The sequence below is a fragment of the Streptomyces sp. NBC_01426 genome (assembly GCF_036231985.1).
Taxonomy (GTDB): Bacteria; Actinomycetota; Actinomycetes; order Streptomycetales; family Streptomycetaceae; genus Streptomyces.
In genome coordinates, this window is the sequence record NZ_CP109500.1 from 6,664,154 (window position 1) to 6,684,451 (window position 20,298).

General features: G+C 73.7%; 17 protein-coding genes. 7 read left to right on the forward strand and 10 right to left on the reverse strand.

All coding sequences use genetic code 11. From position 1 onward, the window contains the following. Nucleotides 1-67 precede the first annotated feature (67 nt). The gene (locus tag OG906_RS29790) at nt 68-1,861 is read left to right on the forward strand and encodes a glycoside hydrolase family 15 protein (protein ID WP_329447186.1); all 1,794 of its coding nucleotides are present in this window, start codon (nt 68-70) and stop codon (nt 1,859-1,861) included. 100 nt (nt 1,862-1,961) lie between these two features. On the opposite strand, the gene OG906_RS29795 is transcribed toward OG906_RS29790, so the two are convergent. The 6 genes from OG906_RS29795 to OG906_RS29820 all read right to left on the reverse strand — a co-directional run bounded on the left by OG906_RS29795 (nt 1,962) and on the right by OG906_RS29820 (nt 8,605). Continuing rightward, the gene (locus OG906_RS29795; protein ID WP_329447187.1) at nt 1,962-2,741 is read right to left on the reverse strand and encodes an ABC transporter ATP-binding protein; all 780 of its coding nucleotides are present in this window, start codon (nt 2,739-2,741) and stop codon (nt 1,962-1,964) included. Next, complete coding sequence (locus tag OG906_RS29800) at nt 2,728-3,768, reverse strand: taurine ABC transporter substrate-binding protein (protein WP_329447188.1); 1,041 nt, start codon at nt 3,766-3,768, stop codon at nt 2,728-2,730. The genes OG906_RS29795 and OG906_RS29800 overlap by 14 nt, the downstream gene beginning before the upstream one ends. A gap of 109 nt (nt 3,769-3,877) precedes the next feature. After that, nucleotides 3,878-4,741 carry an ABC transporter permease gene (locus OG906_RS29805; RefSeq protein WP_443067472.1) on the reverse strand — a complete coding sequence of 288 codons (864 nt, stop codon included), beginning with the start codon at nt 4,739-4,741 and terminating at the stop codon, nt 3,878-3,880. Between the two features lie 5 nt (nt 4,742-4,746). Further along, nucleotides 4,747-5,865, reverse strand: a complete 1,119-nt coding sequence (locus OG906_RS29810) for an LLM class flavin-dependent oxidoreductase (protein ID WP_329447189.1) — start codon at nt 5,863-5,865, stop codon at nt 4,747-4,749. A 436-nt stretch (nt 5,866-6,301) separates the two neighbouring features. Next, nucleotides 6,302-6,856 carry a rhodanese-like domain-containing protein gene (locus tag OG906_RS29815; RefSeq protein WP_329447190.1) on the reverse strand — a complete coding sequence of 185 codons (555 nt, stop codon included), beginning with the start codon at nt 6,854-6,856 and terminating at the stop codon, nt 6,302-6,304. A 312-nt stretch (nt 6,857-7,168) separates the two neighbouring features. Then, nucleotides 7,169-8,605, reverse strand: a complete 1,437-nt coding sequence (locus OG906_RS29820; RefSeq protein WP_329447191.1) for an APC family permease — start codon at nt 8,603-8,605, stop codon at nt 7,169-7,171. 330 nt (nt 8,606-8,935) lie between these two features. Here OG906_RS29820 and OG906_RS29825 point away from each other — a divergent pair, with 330 nt between their 5' ends. Further along, nucleotides 8,936-9,328 (forward strand): VOC family protein, encoded by a 393-nt coding sequence (locus OG906_RS29825; RefSeq protein ID WP_266953483.1) that lies wholly within the window; start codon nt 8,936-8,938, stop codon nt 9,326-9,328. 34 nt (nt 9,329-9,362) lie between these two features. On the opposite strand, the gene OG906_RS29830 is transcribed toward OG906_RS29825, so the two are convergent. Together OG906_RS29830 and OG906_RS29835 are read right to left on the reverse strand one after the other, a co-directional pair. Continuing rightward, nucleotides 9,363-11,504 (reverse strand): SpoIIE family protein phosphatase, encoded by a 2,142-nt coding sequence (locus tag OG906_RS29830; protein ID WP_329447192.1) that lies wholly within the window; start codon nt 11,502-11,504, stop codon nt 9,363-9,365. Between the two features lie 49 nt (nt 11,505-11,553). Next, on the reverse strand, nt 11,554-12,978 hold the full coding sequence (locus OG906_RS29835; RefSeq protein WP_329447193.1) for an MFS transporter: 1,425 nt from the start codon (nt 12,976-12,978) through the stop codon (nt 11,554-11,556). Nucleotides 12,979-13,115: 137 nt separating this feature from the next. On the opposite strand from OG906_RS29835, the gene OG906_RS29840 reads away from it, so the two are divergent. Beyond that, nucleotides 13,116-14,066, forward strand: a complete 951-nt coding sequence (locus OG906_RS29840; RefSeq protein ID WP_329447194.1) for a LysR family transcriptional regulator — start codon at nt 13,116-13,118, stop codon at nt 14,064-14,066. 129 nt (nt 14,067-14,195) lie between these two features. Next, a complete protein-coding gene (locus OG906_RS29845; RefSeq protein WP_329447195.1) occupies nt 14,196-14,912 on the forward strand; it encodes a class I SAM-dependent methyltransferase in 717 nt (238 codons plus the stop codon). A 51-nt stretch (nt 14,913-14,963) separates the two neighbouring features. On the opposite strand, the gene OG906_RS29850 is transcribed toward OG906_RS29845, so the two are convergent. After that, nucleotides 14,964-15,872 (reverse strand): alpha/beta hydrolase, encoded by a 909-nt coding sequence (locus OG906_RS29850; RefSeq protein ID WP_329447196.1) that lies wholly within the window; start codon nt 15,870-15,872, stop codon nt 14,964-14,966. A 214-nt stretch (nt 15,873-16,086) separates the two neighbouring features. On the opposite strand from OG906_RS29850, the gene tdh reads away from it, so the two are divergent. From tdh to OG906_RS29865, 3 genes are all read left to right on the forward strand, one after another. Further along, on the forward strand, nt 16,087-17,115 hold the full coding sequence (tdh, locus tag OG906_RS29855; protein ID WP_329448174.1) for an L-threonine 3-dehydrogenase: 1,029 nt from the start codon (nt 16,087-16,089) through the stop codon (nt 17,113-17,115). A gap of 138 nt (nt 17,116-17,253) precedes the next feature. Further along, nucleotides 17,254-18,456 carry a glycine C-acetyltransferase gene (locus OG906_RS29860; RefSeq protein ID WP_267796363.1) on the forward strand — a complete coding sequence of 401 codons (1,203 nt, stop codon included), beginning with the start codon at nt 17,254-17,256 and terminating at the stop codon, nt 18,454-18,456. A gap of 12 nt (nt 18,457-18,468) precedes the next feature. Then, entirely contained in the window at nt 18,469-19,383 is a 915-nt protein-coding gene (locus tag OG906_RS29865) for a LysR family transcriptional regulator (protein ID WP_267796364.1), read from the forward strand. Between the two features lie 115 nt (nt 19,384-19,498). On the opposite strand, the gene OG906_RS29870 is transcribed toward OG906_RS29865, so the two are convergent. Further along, a complete protein-coding gene (locus OG906_RS29870; protein ID WP_329447197.1) occupies nt 19,499-20,278 on the reverse strand; it encodes a DeoR/GlpR family DNA-binding transcription regulator in 780 nt (259 codons plus the stop codon). Between the last annotated feature and the right edge of the window lie 20 nt (nt 20,279-20,298).

Consider the following 20,298-nt stretch of genomic DNA (forward strand, 5'->3'; position numbering starts at 1 on the left):
CCGCGCGCAAGAGGGTGTCCCGGGGCCGGTCTGATTGGCCCCGGGTATTCGGGGGAAGAGCGCACAAATGACACAACCCATCGAAGACTACGCACTCATCGGCGACCTGATGACCAGTGGACTGGTCGGCCGAGACGGGTCCATCGACTGGCTGTGCCTGCCGCGCTTCGACTCGGCCGCCTGCTTCGCCGCCCTCCTCGGCGAGAAGGACAACGGCCACTGGCGCATCGCCCCGGAGGGCGCCGCCGACGGGGAGCGGTGCACGCGCCGGGCCTACATCGACGGTTCGTTGGTCCTGGAGTCCCTCTGGGAGACCGAGGACGGCACGATCAAGGTCGTCGACTTCATGCCGCAGCGCGACACCGCGCCGGACGTGATGCGGATCGTCGAATGCCTGTCCGGTGAGGTCACCGTGCGCAGCACCCTGCGGCTGCGCTTCGACTACGGGCACGTCGTCCCGTGGGTGCGACGCTCCGCAGGGGACCGGGTCGCCGTCGCCGGTCCCGACTCCGTCTGGTTCCGCAGCGAACCGCCCGTTCGGACCTGGGGCGAGCAGAACACCACCCTTTCGGAGTTCACCGTCTCCGCCGGGGAGAAGGTCGCCTTCGTGCTGACCTGGCACCCCTCCCACGAGCCGCGCCCCGAGCAGGTCGACCCGTACCAGGCGCTGGAACACGCGCTCGTCGACTGGGCGCAGTGGGCCTCCCAGTGCACCTACGACGGCCCCCACAAAGAGGCCGTGATCCGCTCGCTGATCACCCTCAAGGCCCTCACGTACGCCCCCACCGGAGGGATCGTCGCGGCCGCCACCACCTCACTGCCCGAGGAACTCGGCGGGGTCCGCAACTGGGACTACCGCTACTGCTGGCTGCGCGACTCCACCCTCACCCTCGGCTCCCTCATCGCGACCGGGTTCAAGGAAGAGGCCCGCGAGTGGCGCAGGTGGCTGCTGCGGGCCGTCGCCGGCGACCCCGCCGACCTGCAGATCATGTACGGAATCGCGGGCGAGCGGCGGATCCCGGAGTTCGACCTGCCGTGGCTGCGCGGGTACGCCGAGTCCGCCCCCGTCCGCGTCGGCAACGCGGCCGTCGACCAGCTCCAGCTCGACGTGTACGGCGAGGTCATCGACTCCCTGTACCTGGCCCGGTCCACCGGGCTGGCCAAGGAGGCGCACGCCTGGCAGATCCAACTCGCGCTGCTCGACTTCCTGGAGCGCAACTGGCGCCGCCCGGACGAGGGGCTCTGGGAAGTGCGCGGTCCGCGCCGACACTTCACGCACTCCAAGGTGATGGCCTGGGTGGCCGCCGATCGGGCGGTGCGGACGCTGGAGGCGGATCCGTCGATGCCGGGCGACCTGGAGCGCTGGCGGGCCATAAGGGACGACGTGCACGCCGACGTGTGCGAGAAGGCCTTCGACCCGGAGCGCAACACCTTCACCCAGTACTACGGGTCGCGCGAGCTGGACGCCGCGACCCTGCTGATTCCCCGCGTGGGGTTCCTGCCCCCCGACGACCCGCGCGTGATCGGTACCGTCGACGCCGTCCGGGAGGAACTCGGTCGCAGTGGCCTGGTCCGCCGCTACAGCACCGAGGGCCCCTCCGTGGACGGTCTGCCCGGCGACGAAGGGGCCTTCCTGGCCTGCTCGTTCTGGCTGGCCGACGCCCTGCACATGACCGGCCGGGGCAAGGAGGCGCGGCAACTCTTCGAGATGCTGCTGTCCGTGCGCAACGACGTGGGTCTGCTCGCGGAGGAGTACGACCCCGTCGCCGGCCGCCAACTGGGCAATTTTCCGCAGGCGTTCAGTCACGTCGGCCTGGTGAACACCGCGCTCACGCTGAGCCGCGACCCGGCGTCGGACTGACCGGGAAGGGCGGTCGGTACGACGCGTGTCACGGACCGGTGGGCGCGGCGGGGACGGGCGGTGAGGTGCGCGGCCCCGCCCGGCCGGCTGCCGCGGCCGGTCACGGGCGACGCATGGCCTCCGTGAGCCGGCCGCGCAGGTGGGCGAACTCCGCCGAGGAGCGCAGCGCGGCGACGTCGGTGGTGGGTGCGCGGTCGAGCGGGACCGGGAGTTCCGCCACCACCCGGCCGGGACCCGCCTCCATCACCAGGACGCGGGAGCCCAACAGGACGGCCTCCTCCGCCGAGTGGGTCACGAACAGCACCGTCGTGCCGAGGCGGGCCGCCAGCGTCCGCACCTCCTCCTGGAGCCGCTCCCGGGTCAGCGCGTCCAACGCGGCGAACGGCTCGTCCATCAGCAGTAGTTCCGGCTCCGCCGCCAGCGCCCGGGCGATCGCCACCCGCTGCTGTTGGCCGCCCGACAGCTCCCACGTACGCCGGCCCGCGAGGCCCGGCAGGCCCACCCGCTCCAGCAGCTCGGCGATCCTGGCGGGCCGCTCCGCGCGCGGGACCCCGTGTCGGGCCAGGGCGAAGCCGAGGTTCCCGCCGACGGTGCGCCACGGGAACAGCCGCGGCTGCTGGAACACCACGCCCGCGCCCCGGCCGGGCTCCGGGGCGCCGCCCCGGACCAGGGCCGTTCCCGTCGCCGGGCGTTCGAAGCCGGCCGCCACCCGCAGCAGGGTCGTCTTGCCGCAGCCGGAGGGGCCCACCAGGACGACGAACTCGCCCGCGCGGATCCGCAGGTCCACCCCCTCGACCGCCGTGACCCGCTGCTTCGCCGGACCGTAGCGGACCGACACCCCGGCCAGCTCCACGGCCGGGGGCGCGTCAGTGCGCGGCACGGCCGAGCTCCTCCACCGCGAGCGCCCGCCCGAACACGGCCTCGTCCGGAACCGCGTCCACCGCCTTCTGCCCCTTCAGGAACACCGCGGCGTCGTGCAGGTGCCCGGCCAGCTTGCCGGGGGCGCCGGGCGTGCCCAGGTACTCGGGCCCGGTCTGCTCCTTCGCACTCAGCAGCACCAGTTCCGACAACTGGCGCTTCGCCTCGTCCGTCGGCAGTCCGAGTTCCGCGCCGATCGACTTGGCGGCCTGGTCGGGTGCGGTGCGCGCCTGGGCGACCGCCTGGTCCTGGGCCTTCAGCCAGGCGGTCACCACCTCCGGGTGCCTGGCGGCGAAGTCGTTGGTCACGACCCCGAGGTCGGCCGTCGGCTTGCCCTGTTGCGCGACCTGCCGGCTGGTGATCAACACCTTTCCGTCCTTGGCCAGTTCGCCGAGCGTGGGCGTCCACACGTACGCGGCGTCGATGTCCCCGCGCTTCCACGCCGCCAGCGTGTCCTGCGGCTGGAGGTCGACGGTCTTGACGGACGACGGTTCGACTCCGGCGGCGGTCAGCGCGGCGAGCAGGGAGTAGTGCGAGGTGGAGCCGTAGGGGGTGGCGACCTTCTTCCCGACCAGGTCCTTCACCGAGCCGATCCCGGGCTTGGCGACGAGGGCCTCGTTGTCACCGATCAGGTCGTGGATCCACACCACCTTGTACGGGATGTTCAGCGGCGCCGACAGCCCCTTGGTGACGGGACTGGAGCCCGCCAGGCCGAGGTCCACGGCCCCCGCGAGGACAGCGGTGTTGACATCACCTCCCGATTCGAACTTCACCCATTTCACGTCGGCCTCGGGGAGGGCCTTCTCCAGCAGTCGCTGGTTCTTCACGACGAGGTCGGCGTTGGGTATCGACTGGTAGGCGATCCGTACGGTGGTGCGCCCCGCACCGTCCGAGGTGGCGCCGTCGCCCCCGCAGGCCGTGGCGCCGGCGGCGGTCAGGGTGACGGCGGCGGCCAGCAGGACGGTGCGGCGCGAGAGGAATCCGCTCATGGTTGTGCTCCGGTGTGAGTGGTGTGAGTGGTGGTCTGGCCGGCGGTGCGGTGAGGGGCGGGGTGAACTGCGGTGAGATGAGGTGGCGTCCGTGGCGGGTGCGGACCACTCAGGTGTGACCGCGCCAGGGCACGCCGACCCGCTCGACGCCCCGCAACAGGGCGTCCAGCACGATCCCGGACAGCCCGATGGCGAGGATGCCCGCGATCACCAGCGCGGTCTGGTTGTAGCGCTGCGCGTCGCGGATCATGCCGCCGATGCCCGGAGTCCCGTTGATGGTCTCCGCGGCGACGACGGAGGTGTACGCCACGCCCACCGCGATCCGGATGCCGGTGAGGATCTCCGGCAGCGCGGCGGGAAGGCGCACCGACAGCAGCAGGTGCACCGGACCCGAGCCCAAGGCGCGGGCGGCCTCGACGAGTTGATCGGGCACGGTGCGAACGGCCGCGGCGGTGGCGGCGGCGATCGGCGGCAGGGCGGCGATCACCAGCAACCAGATCTTCGGGGCCTCGTCGATGCCGAACCAGATCACCAGCAGCGACAGGTACGCGAGCGGGGGCAGGGTCCGCAGGAACGTCACCACCGGTTCCAGTGCGACGGCCAGCGGCCGGACCACGCCGATCAGCAGCCCGAGCGGCACCCCGACCAGCACGGCGTACCCGGCGCCGGTGCCGATCCGGCCCAGGCTCACCCCGAGGTGTTCGATCAGGAAGTGGCCGCCGTGGCCGCGCACCCCGTCGTGCGTGGTGGAGGCGAGCACGAACTGCCGCCACACGTCGCCGGGCGAGGGGACGAGCACCCGGGGCCACACCTCGGCGGCGACCACCGCCTGCCAGATCCCGACCAGCACGATCAGCGACACGAGCCGCAGGGTGCCGCGCCGCGATGCCTCGCGGAACCGGTGCCGGCGCCCGGCGGCGACGGTCGGGTCCGCGTCGGGGGAGGGGAGCCGGCCGGTCGGGGCGGTCAGCAGGGTGCTCACGGCGAGACCGCCGTCCCGATCAGGGCCCGCAGTCGCGGTGCCACCTCTTCGCCGACCCGGAAGGCCTCCTCCAGGTGGGGGTACCCGGACAGGATGAACTCGTCGATCCCCAGGGCCCGGTACTCGGCGAGCCGTGCGGCCACCTCGTCGTGCGAGCCGACCAGCGCGGTGCCGGCGCCCTCGCGGACCAGGCCGATGCCCGCCCACAGGTTCGGCGACACGGTCAGTCGCGCGGCGTCCGCGGCCCCGCCGTGCAGCGCGGTCATCCGGGCCTGCCCGACGGAGTCCATGGTCGCGAACCGTTCCTGACTGGCCCGCACGGCCTCCGGGTCCAACCCGGCGAGGATCCGGTCTGCCTCCGCCCAGGCCTCGGCCGCGGAATCCCGGCTGATGACGTGCAGCCGCAGCCCGAAGCGCAGGGTGCGACCCGCGGCGCGGGCCCGTTCCCGGAGCCGGCTCACGCGTGCCGCGACGGCGGCGGGCGGTTCGCCCCAGAGCAGTTGGACGTCGGCCCGGCGGGCGCCGATGTCCTCCGCGGCGGCCGAGGCTCCGCCGAAGTACAGCGGGACGTGGTGGTGCGTCGCCGGATCCGTGAGCCGGGCCCCCTCGATCCGCAGGTGTGTCCCGTGGTGGTCCACCTGTTTGCCGTCCAGCAGGTCCCGGAGCACCGCCATCACCTCGTCGGTGCGCGCGTAGCGGGCGTCGTGCTCCAAGTGATCCCCGTAGGCCCGCTGTTCGGCGGGATCGCCGCCGGTCACCACGTTCAGGCCGAGCCGGCCGTCTGCGAACCGGCGGAAGGCGTCGGCCTGTTGCGCGATCAGCGTGGGGGAGGCCAGGCCCGCCCGGAACGCGACGAGGAACCCGATCCGGTCCGTGTGCCGGGACAGCGCGGAGGTGAGGATCCAGGGATCGACGCAGCCGAGTCCCACCGGCGTCAGGAGCGAGTGGAAGCCGGCCTGCTCGGCGGCTCGGGCCACCTGCGCCAGGTAGGGGACGTCGGCCGGTCGGCGGGTGGCCGCCCCGGTGCGGCCCTGGACGGAGGTCACCCCGCCGGGATCGCGGCCGTCCCCGCCGGTGGGCAGGAACCAGTGGAGCAGAAGGGGGTTCTCGGGCACGGTGAAACCTCGTCGGGGCAGCGCGGCACCTGCCACCGCCCGGCGGTGGCACGTGTACACGGGCAGAAGGGAGTCAGGGGCGAACGGGAAGGGGGTGAAGACGCCCGGGTGGGTGCGAGAGCGGCGCGCCGGGGCCGCACGAGGGCGGACGGGGACGCGGATCGCGGCGCGCCGGGCGGCGCGCGGTCATTCGTACGGTGTCAGGAGCGGCGGATCAACAGCCGCGCGTACGGGAGGAGTCGGCCCGACAGAGCATGGTCGACACGCGCAGCAGATCCACGTGACGACGCGAGACGAGAAGGGGGGCCATGGCCGCATCCTGTCGGGGTTCGACCGCCCGGGACAAGCGCGGTCCGTATCGTGGACGCGGGCGTTCCGGGAAGTGGGACGGGGGGTGGGGTGGCAGGGACGACGCGGGCGAGGGGCCCGGAACGGGTCACCGGCGCCGATTGAACGGCAGCCTTCCCAGCACCGACGCCATCGCGCAGGTGTCGGTCAGCGCGGAGAACACCAGCCCACCCGCCACCGCGGTGCTCAGGAGCAGGAACGCCGGGTGCGCGAAGGTGCCCAGGGCCAGCCCCAGCAGGACGAGCGTGCCGGCGGTGATCCGCACCTGCCGTTCCATGGCCCACACGGCCCGACGGCCCTCGGCGGGGTACTCCAGGGCGTATCCGGCGGCGGACCAGGCGCCGGTCCCACCGGTCAGGCCGGCGGCGGTGACGCCGCGACCGGCCAGGGTGCGGGCCGCGTTCCGCGACCGGGCTCCGGAGGCGCAGACCAGCAGCAGCGCCCCGCCGGAGCCCTCGGCGAGTTCGGCGGCCTTCCGCAGCTCGGGCAGGGAGTCCGCGATCCGGTCGAACGGGATGTTGGTCGCGCCCGGCAGGTGACCGGAGGCGTACTCGCCCGGCGTGCGGACGTCGACGACGGTGAACTCCTCGGGGCGGGCGTGGACCTGGTCGACGGTGACGGCGAGGGTCAGGGGGGTGCTCATGGCGGACGTGCTCCTCGGAAGGGAACGGCGCGGGAAACGGAATCGGCACGGAGGTACCGGAGGGGGTGCCGGGCGCGCGCGACGGCGCGGCGGGGCGGGCGTGCGGGCAGGCGTCAGCGACGACAACAGGGGCGCGGCGGAACGCGCGGCGTGACGGCCATGCCGCGGAGCATAGACACCCCGGACCCGTTCGCGCCGGCGCTCGGCGACGCCCGCAACACGCCCGCAATGTGGGTACGACGAAGCCGACCCGGCGGGCGCCGGGTCGGCTGTCGTGAGGGGGGAGGGTGCGGGACGGCGGTGGCGTCGCCCTCAGGCGGCGGCCTCCTCGGCGGCGGCCTCCTCGGCGGCGGCCTCCTCGCCGTCATCCGGAATGCTGACCAGCCAGCGGCTGTCCTGGCGCGGGCGCAGGTACAGCGCCCAGTACAGGGTGGCGACGGCGGTGATGCCGCCCGTCCACACCAGGTACTGGGTCTCCTGCTGGGTCAGGATGTACGCGAACACGGCGATCAGCACCACCGGCACGGCCGGCCACAGCGGCATCCGCCAGGCCGCCGACGACCCGTGCGCCCCGCGCCGGCTGTACAGCGCGGCGACCGCGACCAGCAGGTACATGCCGGTGACCGAGACGCCGGTGACCCCGTACAGGGTGTCGAGGTTGACGAAGCACATGGCCGCGCCCGGAACGCCGACCAGCAGCGTGGCCACCCACGGGGAGCCGAAGCGGCCGAGGCGCGACAGCGCGTTGTTGACCGGCTCGGGCCAGGCCTTGTCACGGGCGGAGGCGAAGAGCACCCGGGAGTTCTGGATGACCATCACGATGCCCGCGTTGACGATCGCGAGGGCGACGCACAGGCTCACGAAGGTGCCGACGGCCGAGTTGGACCAGGCGGTGACCATCGAGCCGATGTCCCCGGAGGTCAGGACGGCCAGGTCGGGGGCGCCCATGGTGATGGCGATGACCGGGATCAGGATGACGGCGGTGGAGATGGCGAGGGTGGCGAGCACGGTCCGCGGGACGTTGCGGCGCGGGTTCTCCAACTCCTCCGAGAGGTAGACGGCCGTGGAGAAGCCTTGTGTGATGAACAGGGCGATGGCCAGCCCCGAGACCACCATCATCGCGGTGACGGGGGAGGTGCCCCCGTTGTCGGTGGCGACGGCGCCGTGCACCAGCACGTCGGCGCCGCGCTCGCTGTGGGCGAAGCCGAGTACGGCCACCAGCGCGGCGGCGATCACTTCGAGGACCAGGAAGATGCCGGTGATCCAGGCGTTGGCCCGCAGGTCGAGCAGTCCGGCGAGGGTGGCGAGCAGCATCACGCCGGCGCCCGCGACCGGCGCCGGTACGTCGATCACCGGTGCGAGGTAGTCGGCCGTGCCCATCGCGATCACGGGCGGCACGATCATCACCACGAGCAGGGACAGCACGAACACGAGCCACCCGGCGAGGCGGCCCGCCAGGGTGGACACCATCGCGTACTCGCCGCCGGCGCTGGGGATGAGGGTGCCCAGTTCCGAGTAGCAGAACGCCACGCCGACGCAGAGCAGCGAGCCGATGGCGATGGTCAGGGCGGCCCAGGTGCCGAGATCGGCGAACAGGTCGGGCACGACGACGAAGAGCGTCGAGGCGGGCGTCACGCACGAGAGGGTGAGCAGGGTTCCGCCGACGACGCCGATGGAACGCTTGAGCTTCTGGGGAACGGGCCCGGTGGCGGGGGCGAGGGCCTGGGGTGCGCTGATCGTGTCAGACATCGGTGCGGTGTTCCGATCGGCAGATGCGGTGAGTGAGCGCGGGAGCGGTATCGCCTCCGAGGCGGTGGTGAGCAAGGTGGTTCGGTGGCTCCCGGGCCGTCATGCAATCCCCGCGAGATCCGCAGGTCAAGAGCTGTTCACCTGCGGATTCCATCGTCGCGGCGCCGCCCCGGACCCCGGATGAGGTGTTAAGGCCGCGTAAACGTTGAGCGAACGAGTGGTGCGGGAACCGCAGGGTGATCGTCTCGACTTTTCCTCCGCTTTGCCGATCCGGGACGAGAACGACCCCGAGCCCCGCGTACGGGCGGCTACTGGGGGTAAGCGCGGCCCATGACGGTCAAGAAGACGAGCGTTCTCGTATTGGACTGCGCCGAGCCGGAAGGCCTGGCGCACTTCTACGCCGATCTCCTCGGCGCCGAAGTGCGGGCCGGGGTGGGCCTGGACATGGTCGAGGTCGTCGGCGGCCCCGGCGTGCACCTGGCCATCCGCAGGGACCTCGGTCACGCGCCGCCGAGCTGGCCGCGCCCCGAGGACTCCCAACAGGCACACCTGCGGATCCAGGTCGCCGCCGAGGACCTGGACGAGGCCGAGCGGGAAGCGGTCTCGCTCGGAGCCCGGCCCCTGGACGTGGACGTGGAGGACGGCCCGCGCGACGCCCGGCTCTTCAGCGACCCGGCCGGACACTCCTTCACCCTCGCGGCGACCGGTCCTCTGCGCACCTGAGCCCGGCCCTTGGCGACGTTCCGAAAGAGACGACCTAGCGGGGCGGCTCCGTGCGGGACGCCAGCAGCAGGGCGATGTCGTCGGGCCGGTCGTCGGTGTTCCCGACTTCGTTGACCAGCCGGTCGGCCATGTCCGTCAGCGGGGACGGCCGGGCGGCGGCCAGCGCGAGCCGCAGCCGCTCCACGCCCACGTCGATGTCGACGCCGGGTTTCTCCACCAGCCCGTCGGTGTACAGGGCGAGCACCGAGCCCGCCGCGAGCCGCAGTTCCGTCACCGGATAGCCGGCGTCCGCGTCGATGCCGAGCACCACCCCGCCCGGCAGGTCCAACACGGAGGTGTGGCCGTCGGGTTCGCGCAGCAGCGGCTGCGGGTGACCCGCCCGGACGGCGCGGGACCGGCCCGAGACCAGGTCGATCAACACGTAGCAGCAACTGGCGAACTGGCCCGGGTCGAGGTCGATCAGCAGCCGGTTGGTGCCCCGCATCACCTGTTCGGGGTCGTTGCCGCTCAGGGCGAAGGCCCGTACCGCGCTGCGCAGTTGGCCCATGGTCGCGGCGGCCGCCACCCCGTGTCCCTGAACGTCGCCGATGACCAGGGCCAGCATGTCCGGGCCCGTCTCGACGACGTCGTACCAGTCGCCGCCCACGTCCATCCCCGCGGTGCCGGGCAGGTACCGGCCGACCGTCACCACGTGGTCGCGCACCGGCAGCCGGTGCGGGAGCAGCGCCGCCTGGAGCCCGCGGGCCAACGTGGTCTCGCTGTCGTAGCGTCGGGCCCGCTCCAGGGCCTGGGCGATCAGTCCGGCCAGCGCCGTGAGCACCGTGCGCTCCTCGGGGCTGAAGCCGCGCGGCACGTCGAAGCCGAGGATGCAGGAGCCCACCGGCCGGCCGGAGGCGATCAGGGGGAGGAAGGCGCGGGCCCCCACGTCGGCGTCCAGCGGGATCCCCGGGTACGCGGCGGCCAGGTGCTGCATGGACTCGAAGAACATCGGCCGACCCGTGGTCAGCGTCTCCACGCCGGGCAGCCGCACGTCCAGCCCGACCCCGTCGAACCGGTCGAGGAAACCCTGGGGGAAGCCGGTCTCCCAGGCCAGGTGCAGATGTCGTTCGTTGAGCAGGTAGATCGCCAACTGGCGCCCGCCGAAGGCCGGCAGCAACTCCTCGGTGACCACCGCCGAGACCTGGCGGGCCGTCATCGCCTCGGTCAGTGCGATCGCCAGGGCGACCGGCCGGTACAGCGCGGACGCCCGGTCGGCCGGAGAGCCGGCCAGGCCGGCGCCGGGGTGCTGCACGGACCCGGGCGCGTAGGCGGGCGGTTTCGCGGCGCCGATCGTCACGGTCACCCCGCCGGGCCCGGGATGGAGCCCGACCGCGAGCCACTCACCGGACGGATGGGGACCGCGTCGCGCCGGGAAGTACACGGGGTCCGAGGCCAGGAACACGGCACGGAAGTGGTCCTCGTACGCCGGGTGCCCGAGCCAGGGGAGGGCCTCCCACAGCACCTTCCCGCGGGAGCCGTCGTCGAGGCCGAGCATCGTGCGGGCCGCCGGGTTGAGGGAGACGATCCGGCCCTGCCGGTCCGTCGAGAGCACCGCCTGGGTGAGCCGGTCCAGGGCCTCCCGGGCGTCGTCGCCGGTCGCCGAGGGCGCCGGCACGGACACCGGGTCGTCCTCCCACAGCATCCGCGCCCCGGTCGCCGCGAGCGAGGCCAGCTTTGTCGCGAGCCGGTCCGCGGTGTGCCGCAGCCGCCTGCGATCGGCGGCGTCGACCGGCACGCCGGGGGTCGCGGGGCGCAGTACCAGCAGCACCCCGAACCGCTCGCCGCCGCCGGCGGTCACCGGCTCGTACAGCGAGGCGAAGGGGTACGGCAGCCCGGCCATCAGCTGGGGGAAGCGCCGCATCGCCGACTCGGCGTCGGAGAGGTGGACGGCCTGCCCTGACCGGTAGGCCTCCGCGACCGGGTACGGCCGGTTCATGTGCATCCGCCACCACGGCCGGAACAACTGCCCGGGCAGCCCGCACAGCGCGGCCATGCGCAGCAGCCCCTCCGTGCCGGAGCGCAGGTAGACGCCACCCGCGTACCCGCCGACGGCCTCCATGGCCTCCACGGCCGCCCGCGCGAGCACCCGGGCCGTGGCGTCGGTGGCGGGAGCGCCACTGTCCGGTCTGGCCGTCACACAGCCAGCATGCGCCCGAGCCGGCGCCCCCGCACACCCGTCGGCGCGGTCATCCCCGCGCCCGCTCCCGGTACCCGGCCACCACCGCGACCGCCGCGACCAACAGGACCACCGACACGGTGCGCAGCGCGACCCCCATGGCTTCGGTGAAGGCGACCACCTGCGCGGGGTCCCGCGGATCGCCGTGGAAGCGGGAGGCCAACACCGTGCCCACCACCGCCACGCCCAGGGCCGCGCCGATCTCCCGGGCCGCCGTGTTCAGCCCGGACCCCAGCCCGGCCTGGTGCGCGGGCAGCTCCGCGACCACCGTCAAGGTCAGCGAGGGCGCGCACAGCCCCGTACCGACCGACAACACCAGCAGGTGGAGGGCGTACACCGCGTACGGGGTGCCCGCGTCGGCGGTGGACACCAGCAGCAGCCCCGCCCCGATCAGGCCCAACCCGACGCCGACCGGCAGCCGGGGCCCCGTGCGCTCCTGGAGCCGCGCCCCCAGCCGGGGGACCAGCGCCATGCCCACGGTCAGCGGCACGATCGCCAGGCCGGTGAGCGCGGGGGAGAAGCCCTTCGCGTACTGGAGGTACTGGGCGTTGACGAAGAACAGCGCGAACAGCCCGAAGAACGCCGCCCCGATCCCCAGCGTCCCGGCCCGCAGCTTCCGCGAGGCGAAGATCCGCGGGTCCAGCAGCGGGTGCGCGCCGCGCAACGCGTGCCGTGTGAACGCCGCCAGCAGCACCGCCCCCGCGCCGAAGGCGGACAGGACCCGCGCCGACGCCCAGCCGTGCCCGGGCCCCTCGATGATCCCGTAGACCACCCCGAACAGGGCCCCGGCCAGCAGCAGCGCACCGACGGGGTCGACGGAGGCGTCCGGACGGGAGGGCGTGCGGGGAACCGTACGGGCCACCGCGAGCGCGAGCAGCGCGGCGAGCGGGACCACGGCCCAGAACAGGGCCCGCCAGGTCAGGAACTCGCCCGCGAGACCACCGCCGACGTTGCCCGCCAGGCCCCCGAGGCCCGCGGACAGCGTCCAGGTGGCCAGGGCCCGGCCGCGCCGCTCGGGCGGGCTCAGGTGCACCAGGACGGACATGGTGGCCGGCATGATCAGCGCCGCGCCGGCCCCGCACAGACCGCGCCCGGCGATCAGTACGGCCGGATCCCCCGCGAGCGCGCTCAGCGCCCCGCCCGCGGCGAACAGACCGAGCCCGGCGAGCAGGGCCCCCTTGCGGCCGTGGCGGTCACCGAGCGCCCCCGCCGGGATCAGCAGCGCCGCGAAGACGATGACGTACGCGTCCACCGCCCACAGCAGTTGGTCGGGGGTGGGTCTCAGGGTGGAGGCGGCGAGCTGCGGGATCAGCAGGTTCACGGCGGCGACCATGCCCTGGGCGACGAGCACACACGCGCACAGGACGAGCAGGGCGGGGCGGGTGAGGGCGGGGGCGGCTGTGGCCCGGGACGGTTTCTGGGCATGGCGGAGCACGGCTCCTCCTGGAGTCGGTCGGTGTGGGGTGGGTGCTGCTCGGGCGGTCCGGCCGCCCTGAAGGGGGCGGATCGTCCGCCCCGCTCACCGTAGGCTTGGCGTGACCTGCTTTCCAGTGCAACGTGTGCAAGGGATCAATGCGTGTGACGCAATCCGGGATGGACCTGAACCTGCTCGTGGCCCTGGACGTCCTTCTGGAGGAGTCGAGCGTGTCCCGCGCGGCCGCCCGTCTTCACCTGTCCGAGCCCGCCATGAGCCGCACCCTCGGCCGCATCCGCAAGGCCCTCGGCGATCCGGTCCTGGTCCGCGCCGGACGCACCATGGTGCCCACCCCGCACGCCCTCGCCGTCCACGGCGAGGTGCGGGCCGTCGTCGAACGGGCCCGCGCGCTCTTCCTCTCCGGCGGCCAGGTCGATCCGGCGACCCTGACCCGCACCTTCACCATCCTCGCGAACGACGCCTTCACGGCCGTGTCGGGCGCCGCCCTCTTCTCCCGGGTGACGAGCGAGGCGCCGGGAGTACGGCTGCGGTTCCTCTCCGAAAGCCACGTCGACGTGCCGGCGCTGCGGGAGGGCGTCGCCGACCTGGAGCTCACCGTCATCGACAGCCGCGCCCCCGAGGTGCGCGTCGAACACCTCGCCGACGAGCGGATGGTGGCGGTCGTCCGCGCGGGCCACCCCCTGCTCCGCGGCCGGATGACCGCACGCCGCTTCGCCGCCGCCGAGCACCTGATCGTCTCCCGCCGGGGCCGGCTCCAGGGGCCCGTGGACGCCGCCCTCGCCGAACAGGGCCTCACCCGGCGGGTACGGGGCAGCATGGGCACCTACCCCGCCTCCCTCTTCGTGCTCCGCGACACCGATCTGGTCGGACTGATCACCACGCAAGGCGCGCCGCTGGCCCACGGGATGGGCCTGGAGACCTTCCCGGTGCCGCTGGAGCTGCCGACGCTGCCGTTCGGCATGGCCTGGCACTCCCGCCACGACGCCGACCCGGCGCACACCTGGCTGCGCGACCGTGCCCGCGACCTGATCACCTCGCAGGAGGCCCGCCTCCGGACGGCTGCGGTCGACCCGGGCCCGGCGCACTGACGGTCCCGCCGGAAGCGGGAGTTCGACGACCCGGCCCCGTACGCCGTACGGACCGACCCGAAACCTCGTCCGGGGGACGCACCCGCGTGCGGCACCCTCCGCCGGCCCGCTCCGGGAAGGCTTGCGGACATGCGACAGCAGGACGACAGCCCGACACCCCCCACCGCCTTCTCGGCGGCCGACGCCTTCACCCTGCGCACCGCCCTGGACGCCCTCGGCGGGGTCCACGGGCTCGACACCCTCGACCTCGCCTGCGGACACGGCGGCACCACCCGGCTCCTCGCGAGCGGCGGGGCCCGGCGGACCGTGGGCGTGGACAACTGCCCGGAACGCATCCGACGGGCCCGCGAGACCCGCCACGACGGCCCGGGCGGGCCCATCGAGTACGTCGTCGCCGAAACCGCCGCGATGCCGCAGCTGGGCCCCTTCGACCTGGCCACGGCCCTCTACCTGTTCAACCACGCACCCGACCGGCACGCCCTGCACTCCATGTTCCGGTCCATCCGCGCCAACCTGCGGCCCGGCGGCCGACTGCTGGCCATCGTCCCGAACGCCGGGGGCTTCCCTCGCGTGGACTGGTCCCCGTTCGGGCTCCGGGTCCTGGCGCGCGACCCCGACGGGGACGCGCCACTGGTACGGGCCCAGTTCCTCACCGAGCCGCCCGTGCACGTCGAGTTCCGGGAATGGGCGCACGCCGACTTCGCCGAGGCTGCCGTCGAGGCCGGGTTCACCACCGCGGGCTGGCAGCCGGCGCGGACCCCGCCCCCCTGCGCCGAACGGGACGAGGCCTTCTGGGCGTCCTACCGGGCCCGGCCGGTCAGCTCGCTGATGACCTGCGTGGCCTGAGGACGACCGGCCGTGCGAGACCTGCCCCTCACGCCCCCACCGCCCGGGGCGTCACGGCGCGGCGACCGCCCGGGTCAACGCCACGATCCGCTCACGGGCCGCCCGGCCCTCCGGCACCCGTTGGAACGGGTAGCCGTGCGGCTGCCCCGCCGCCTCGTGGAACTCCACCTCGACGCCGGCGTCCCGCGCCCGACGGAGCAGCTCGTGGCTGTCGGTGGTCAGCAGGTCCCGGGTCCCGGTGAACACCGTCAGGGGAGCCAGCCCCGCGAGGTCGCCGTGCAGCGGGCTGACCCTCGGGTCGTCGGCGGCGAGGGTGCCCGCGTACAGGCGCCCGGCCTCGACCAGCCCCGGCCGCCTCAGCAGCGGATCGCCCGGCTCGACGGCCGCCTGTCCGGGATGGCTCACGCTCAGGTCCAACCAGGGCGAGACCAGGACGATCCGGGACGGCTGCGCCCCCGTGCGCTCCCGCAGGCGCTGGGCCGCGGCCAGGGCGATCCCGGCGCCCGCACAGTCCCCGATCAGCACCGTCCCGCCCGCGCCGCCGCTCTCGATCAACCCGCTGAGCAGGTCGGCGGCCACCGGAACGGTCCGGTCGGCGGTCCCGCGCGGGGCCAGGATGTACGCCGGCACGACCACCCGCGCCCGGGCCCGCGTCACCAGGGTGCGGACCAACGACCAGTGGGGCCGGACCAACTCGCCCACGTAGGCGCCCCCGTGGACGTACAACACCTGCGCCGCGGGCTCGACGCCCCGCGGCGACACGTCGTAGACCGGCCACGCCCCGACGAAGGCCCGCGAGACCTCCGCGACGCGGCCCAGTGAACGCGGCGGCAGATGCGACGCGGGCCTCCTGGCGGACTCCGCCACCTTGGCCCGCACGGCCTCGGCACCGGCGTACCGTCTTCGACGCCCCACCGCGATCAGCGCCACCGACAACGCCTTGCTGCGCAGACTCGGCACGCCCCTCACCTCCCCTTTCCCCCGCCCCCGGCACTGCCCGGGCCGGCCCTGCCCCCTCAGGTGAGGAGCATAGGCGTGAAGCTGCGCTGTCGGCCCGCTTAAGAAAGTCTCGATGGACCGATCACCACCCCGCTCGGCACATTGGTGCACGTCAGACACCGCACGGGCCCGCACGCCCCGAGGTGCTCCCCTCCGCATGCCTGGAGCCACGTTCATGAAGGCACTCGTCAAGCACAAGGCCGAGCCCGGGCTGTGGCTCATGGACGTCCCCGAGCCCGAGTACGGCCCCGGCGACGTGCTCATCAAGGTGCTCCGCACCGGCATCTGCGGCACCGACCTGCACATCCGGGCCTGGGACGGCTGGGCGCAGGGCGCCGTCAAGACCCCCCTCGTGCTCGGTCACGAGTTCGTGGGCGAGGTCGCGGCGCTGGGCGCCGACGTGCGGGACATCGAGATCGGCGCGCTGGTCAGCGGCGAGGGCCACCTGGTGTGCGGGAAGTGCCGCAACTGCCTGGCCGGGCGCCGCCACCTGTGCCGCAGCACGATCGGCCTCGGCGTCGGACGCGACGGGGCGTTCGCCGAGTACGTCGTCCTGCCCGCGCAGAACGTGTGGGTGCACCGCACCGAGGTCGACCTCGACGTGGCGGCCATCTTCGACCCCTTCGGCAACGCCGTGCACACCGCGCTGTCCTTCCCGCTCGTCGGCGAGGACGTGCTGATCACCGGCGCCGGCCCCATCGGCATCATGGCGGCGGCCGTGGCCCGGCACGCCGGCGCCCGCAACGTGGTCATCACCGACGTCAGCCCCGAGCGTCTGGAGATCGCCCGCAAGGCCGGCGCCACGCTCGCGGTCGATGTCCGCGAGTCGACGATCGCGGACGCGCAGGCCACCCTCGGACTGCGCGAGGGCTTCGACATCGGCCTGGAGATGTCCGGGCGCGCCGAGGCCATGCAGGACATGATCGCCAACATGACGCACGGCGGCCGGATCGCCATGCTGGGCCTGCCCGCCCAGGACTTTCCGGTCGACTGGGCGAAGGTCGTCACCTCGATGATCACCATCAAGGGCATCTACGGCCGCGAGATGTTCGAGACCTGGTACGCGATGACCGTGCTGCTGGAGGGCGGGCTCGACCTCAGCCCCGTCATCACCGGCCGGTACGCGCACACCGACTTCGAGGCCGCCTTCGACGAGGCGTCCACCGCCCGCAGCGGCAAGATCATCCTCGACTGGACGGCGTAGCCTCCCCGCCCGACCCCGGACGGCCCGCGGCCGTCCCCCGAACCATCTCCCTCCGGCCGGGCCCCGCACACCCTCCCCCCTCCGCGGGGCCCGGCCCCCCTCCCTCCGCCGCACCAGGAGAAAGAGAGCACGCCCGCCATGTTCGAGACCGTCCGCCAGGACCTGCGCAACACCCTCGACGAGATCCGCTCCGCCGGCCTGCACAAGCCCGAGCGCGTCATCGGCACCCCGCAGAACGCGTCCGTCGGCGTCACCTCCGGCGGCGCCGCGGGCGAGGTCCTGAACTTCTGCGCCAACAACTACCTCGGCCTGGCCGACCACCCCGAGGTCGTCGCCGCCGCCAAGGACGCCCTGGACCGCTGGGGCTACGGCATGGCCTCCGTCCGCTTCATCTGCGGCACCCAGGAGGTCCACAAGGAACTGGAGGCGCGCCTGTCCTCCTTCCTGGGCCAGGAGGACACGATCCTCTACTCCTCGTGCTTCGACGCCAACGGCGGCGTCTTCGAGACCCTCCTCGGCGCCGAGGACGCGGTGATCTCCGACGCCCTCAACCACGCCTCGATCATCGACGGCATCCGCCTCTCCAAGGCCCGCCGCTACCGCTACGCGAACCGCGACCTCGCGGAGCTGGAGACCCGGCTCAAGGACGCCCAGGACGCCCGCCGCCGTCTGATCGTCACCGACGGCGTGTTCTCCATGGACGGATACGTCGCCCCGCTCGCGGAGATCTGCGACCTCGCCGAGCGCTACGACGCCATGGTCATGGTCGACGACTCGCACGCCGTCGGCTTCGTCGGCCCCGGCGGCCGCGGCACCCCCGAACTGCACGGGGTCATGGACCGGGTCGACATCATCACCGGCACCCTGGGCAAGGCCCTCGGCGGCGCCTCCGGCGGCTACGTCGCGGCGCGCGCCGAGATCGTCGAACTGCTGCGCCAGCGCTCGCGTCCGTACCTCTTCTCCAACTCCCTCGCCCCCGTGATCGCGGCGGCCTCGCTCAAGGTCCTCGACCTGCTGGAGTCGGCCGGCGACCTGCGCGAGCAGCTCGCCGCCAACACCGCGCTCTTCCGCGCGAAGATGACCGACGCCGGCTTCGAGGTCCTCCCCGGCGACCACGCCATCGCCCCCGTCATGATCGGGGACGCCGCCGAGGCGGCCCGGATGGCGGAGCTGCTGCTGGAGCGCGGCGTGTACGTGATCGGCTTCTCGTACCCCGTGGTGCCCATGGGCGCGGCCCGGATCCGCGTGCAGTTGTCGGCCGCCCACTCCACGGCCGACGTGGAGCGCGCGGTGGCGGCGTTCATCGAGGCCCGTGCGGCGCTCGGGACGGCTGTGGCCTGAGACAATGGCGGGGTGATCGACCCCCGCCGGCTGCGCATCCTGCGGGCCGTGGCGGACCACCGTACGGTGACCGCCGCGGCCGCAGCCCTGTACCTCACCCCCTCCGCCGTCTCCCAGCAGCTCGCCGCGCTGGAGCAGGAGACCGGACACGCCCTGCTGACCCGCAGCGGCCGGGGCGTACGGCTCACCGCGGCCGGGGAGATCCTCGTCGGGCACGCCCACGAGGTGCTGGCCCAACTGGAGCGCGCCGAAGCCGAACTCGCGGCGTACGCGGGCGGCTCGGCGGGCGAGGTCACGGTCGCCGCCTTCGCCACCGGCATCGCGGAGGTGCTCGCCCCGGCGCTCGCCCGCCTCGCGGTGGACCATCCCGGGATCCGGCTCCGCGTCCGCGACGCTGAGGGCGACCAGAGCCTGCCGCTGCTGCTGGCCGGCGAGGCGGACCTGGCGCTCGCGGTGGAGTACCGGGGCGCCCCGGGCGCGGACGACGGCCGGCTGTCGATCGTCCCCCTCTACGCGGAACCCTTCGACGCGGTCCTGCCGGCCGGTCACCCCCTCGCGGACCTGCCCACCGTGTCGCTCGCGGACCTCTCCGACTCCGACTGGGTGGGCCAGTACCCCGGCAACCCGTGCCACGACGTGACCCTGCTGGCCTGTGAACTGGCCGGTTTCCAGCCGCGGTTCGCGCACTCCTCCGACGACTTCCGCGCCGTGACGGCCCTCGTCGGCGCGGGGGGCGGCGTCGCCCTGGTCCCGCGTTCGGCCCTGCGCGGCATGGACCTCAAGGAGGTCCAGGTCCGCCCGGTCGTCGGCCCGGCCGCCACCCGCCGGGTCTTCGCCGCCACCCGCCGGGGCGCCGAGTCCCACCCGCTGATCGCCCCCGTGCTGGCGGCCCTGTCGCGCGAGGCGGAACGGGTCCCGACGCACTGACCCGGCCGACGCACCGACTCACCCGGTGCACGGCCCGCCCGACACGCTGTCCGCTCGGGCCGGACCCTCCCGGTGGCATCCCTGGGGTGCGCGTCCCGTCGGGTGTACGCCCCGCTCAGACGCGGTGGACCTCGACGCCCGCCCTCGCGAAGGCGTCGGCCACGGCGGGCGACACCCCCGTGTCCGTCACCAGCACGTCCACGGCGGACGCCGCGCAGATCCGGGCGAAGGCGCGTACGCCGAGCTTGCTGGAGTCGGCCGCGATCACCACGCGGCGGGCGCGCTCGCACAGCAGCCGGTTCATGGCGGCCTCGTCCTCGTGCCGGGTGGCGGCGCCGTCCACCGGGTCGAAGGCGTCGACGCCGACGACCGCGGTGTCCACGGTCAGCTGTCCGAGCACCTGTTGGGCCAGCGGCCCCGTCAGTTCGTAGGACTGGGGGCGAGCCACCCCGCCCGTCAGCACGATCTTGAACTGGGGTCGGATCACCAGTTCTCCCGCGATGTTCAGGGCATTGGTGACGACGGTCAGGGCGGGGGAGCCCGTGGCGAGGTCCGCGCGGGCCGCCAGCGCGCGGGCGACCTCGGTGGTGGTCGTGCCGCCCGTCAGGCCGACGACTTCGCCCGGGGCGATCAGCGCCGCCACCGCCTCGCTGATCCTGCCCTTCTCGGCGGCGCGGCGGGAGGTCCGGTAGCGCAGGGGGAGTTCGTAGGAGACCCCGTGCGGCGCCGCCCCGCCGCGGGTGCGGACGAGCAACTGCTGTTCCGCGAGCTGATCGAGGTCCCTGCGGATGGTCGCGGCGGACACGCCGAGCGCCTCCGCCGCGGGTTCCACCTCCAGCCCGCCGCCCTCCACCAGCAGGTCCAGCAGCTTCTGCCGGCGTTCGTTGCGGGTCATGGCCCCCCTCGTGCGTGCTC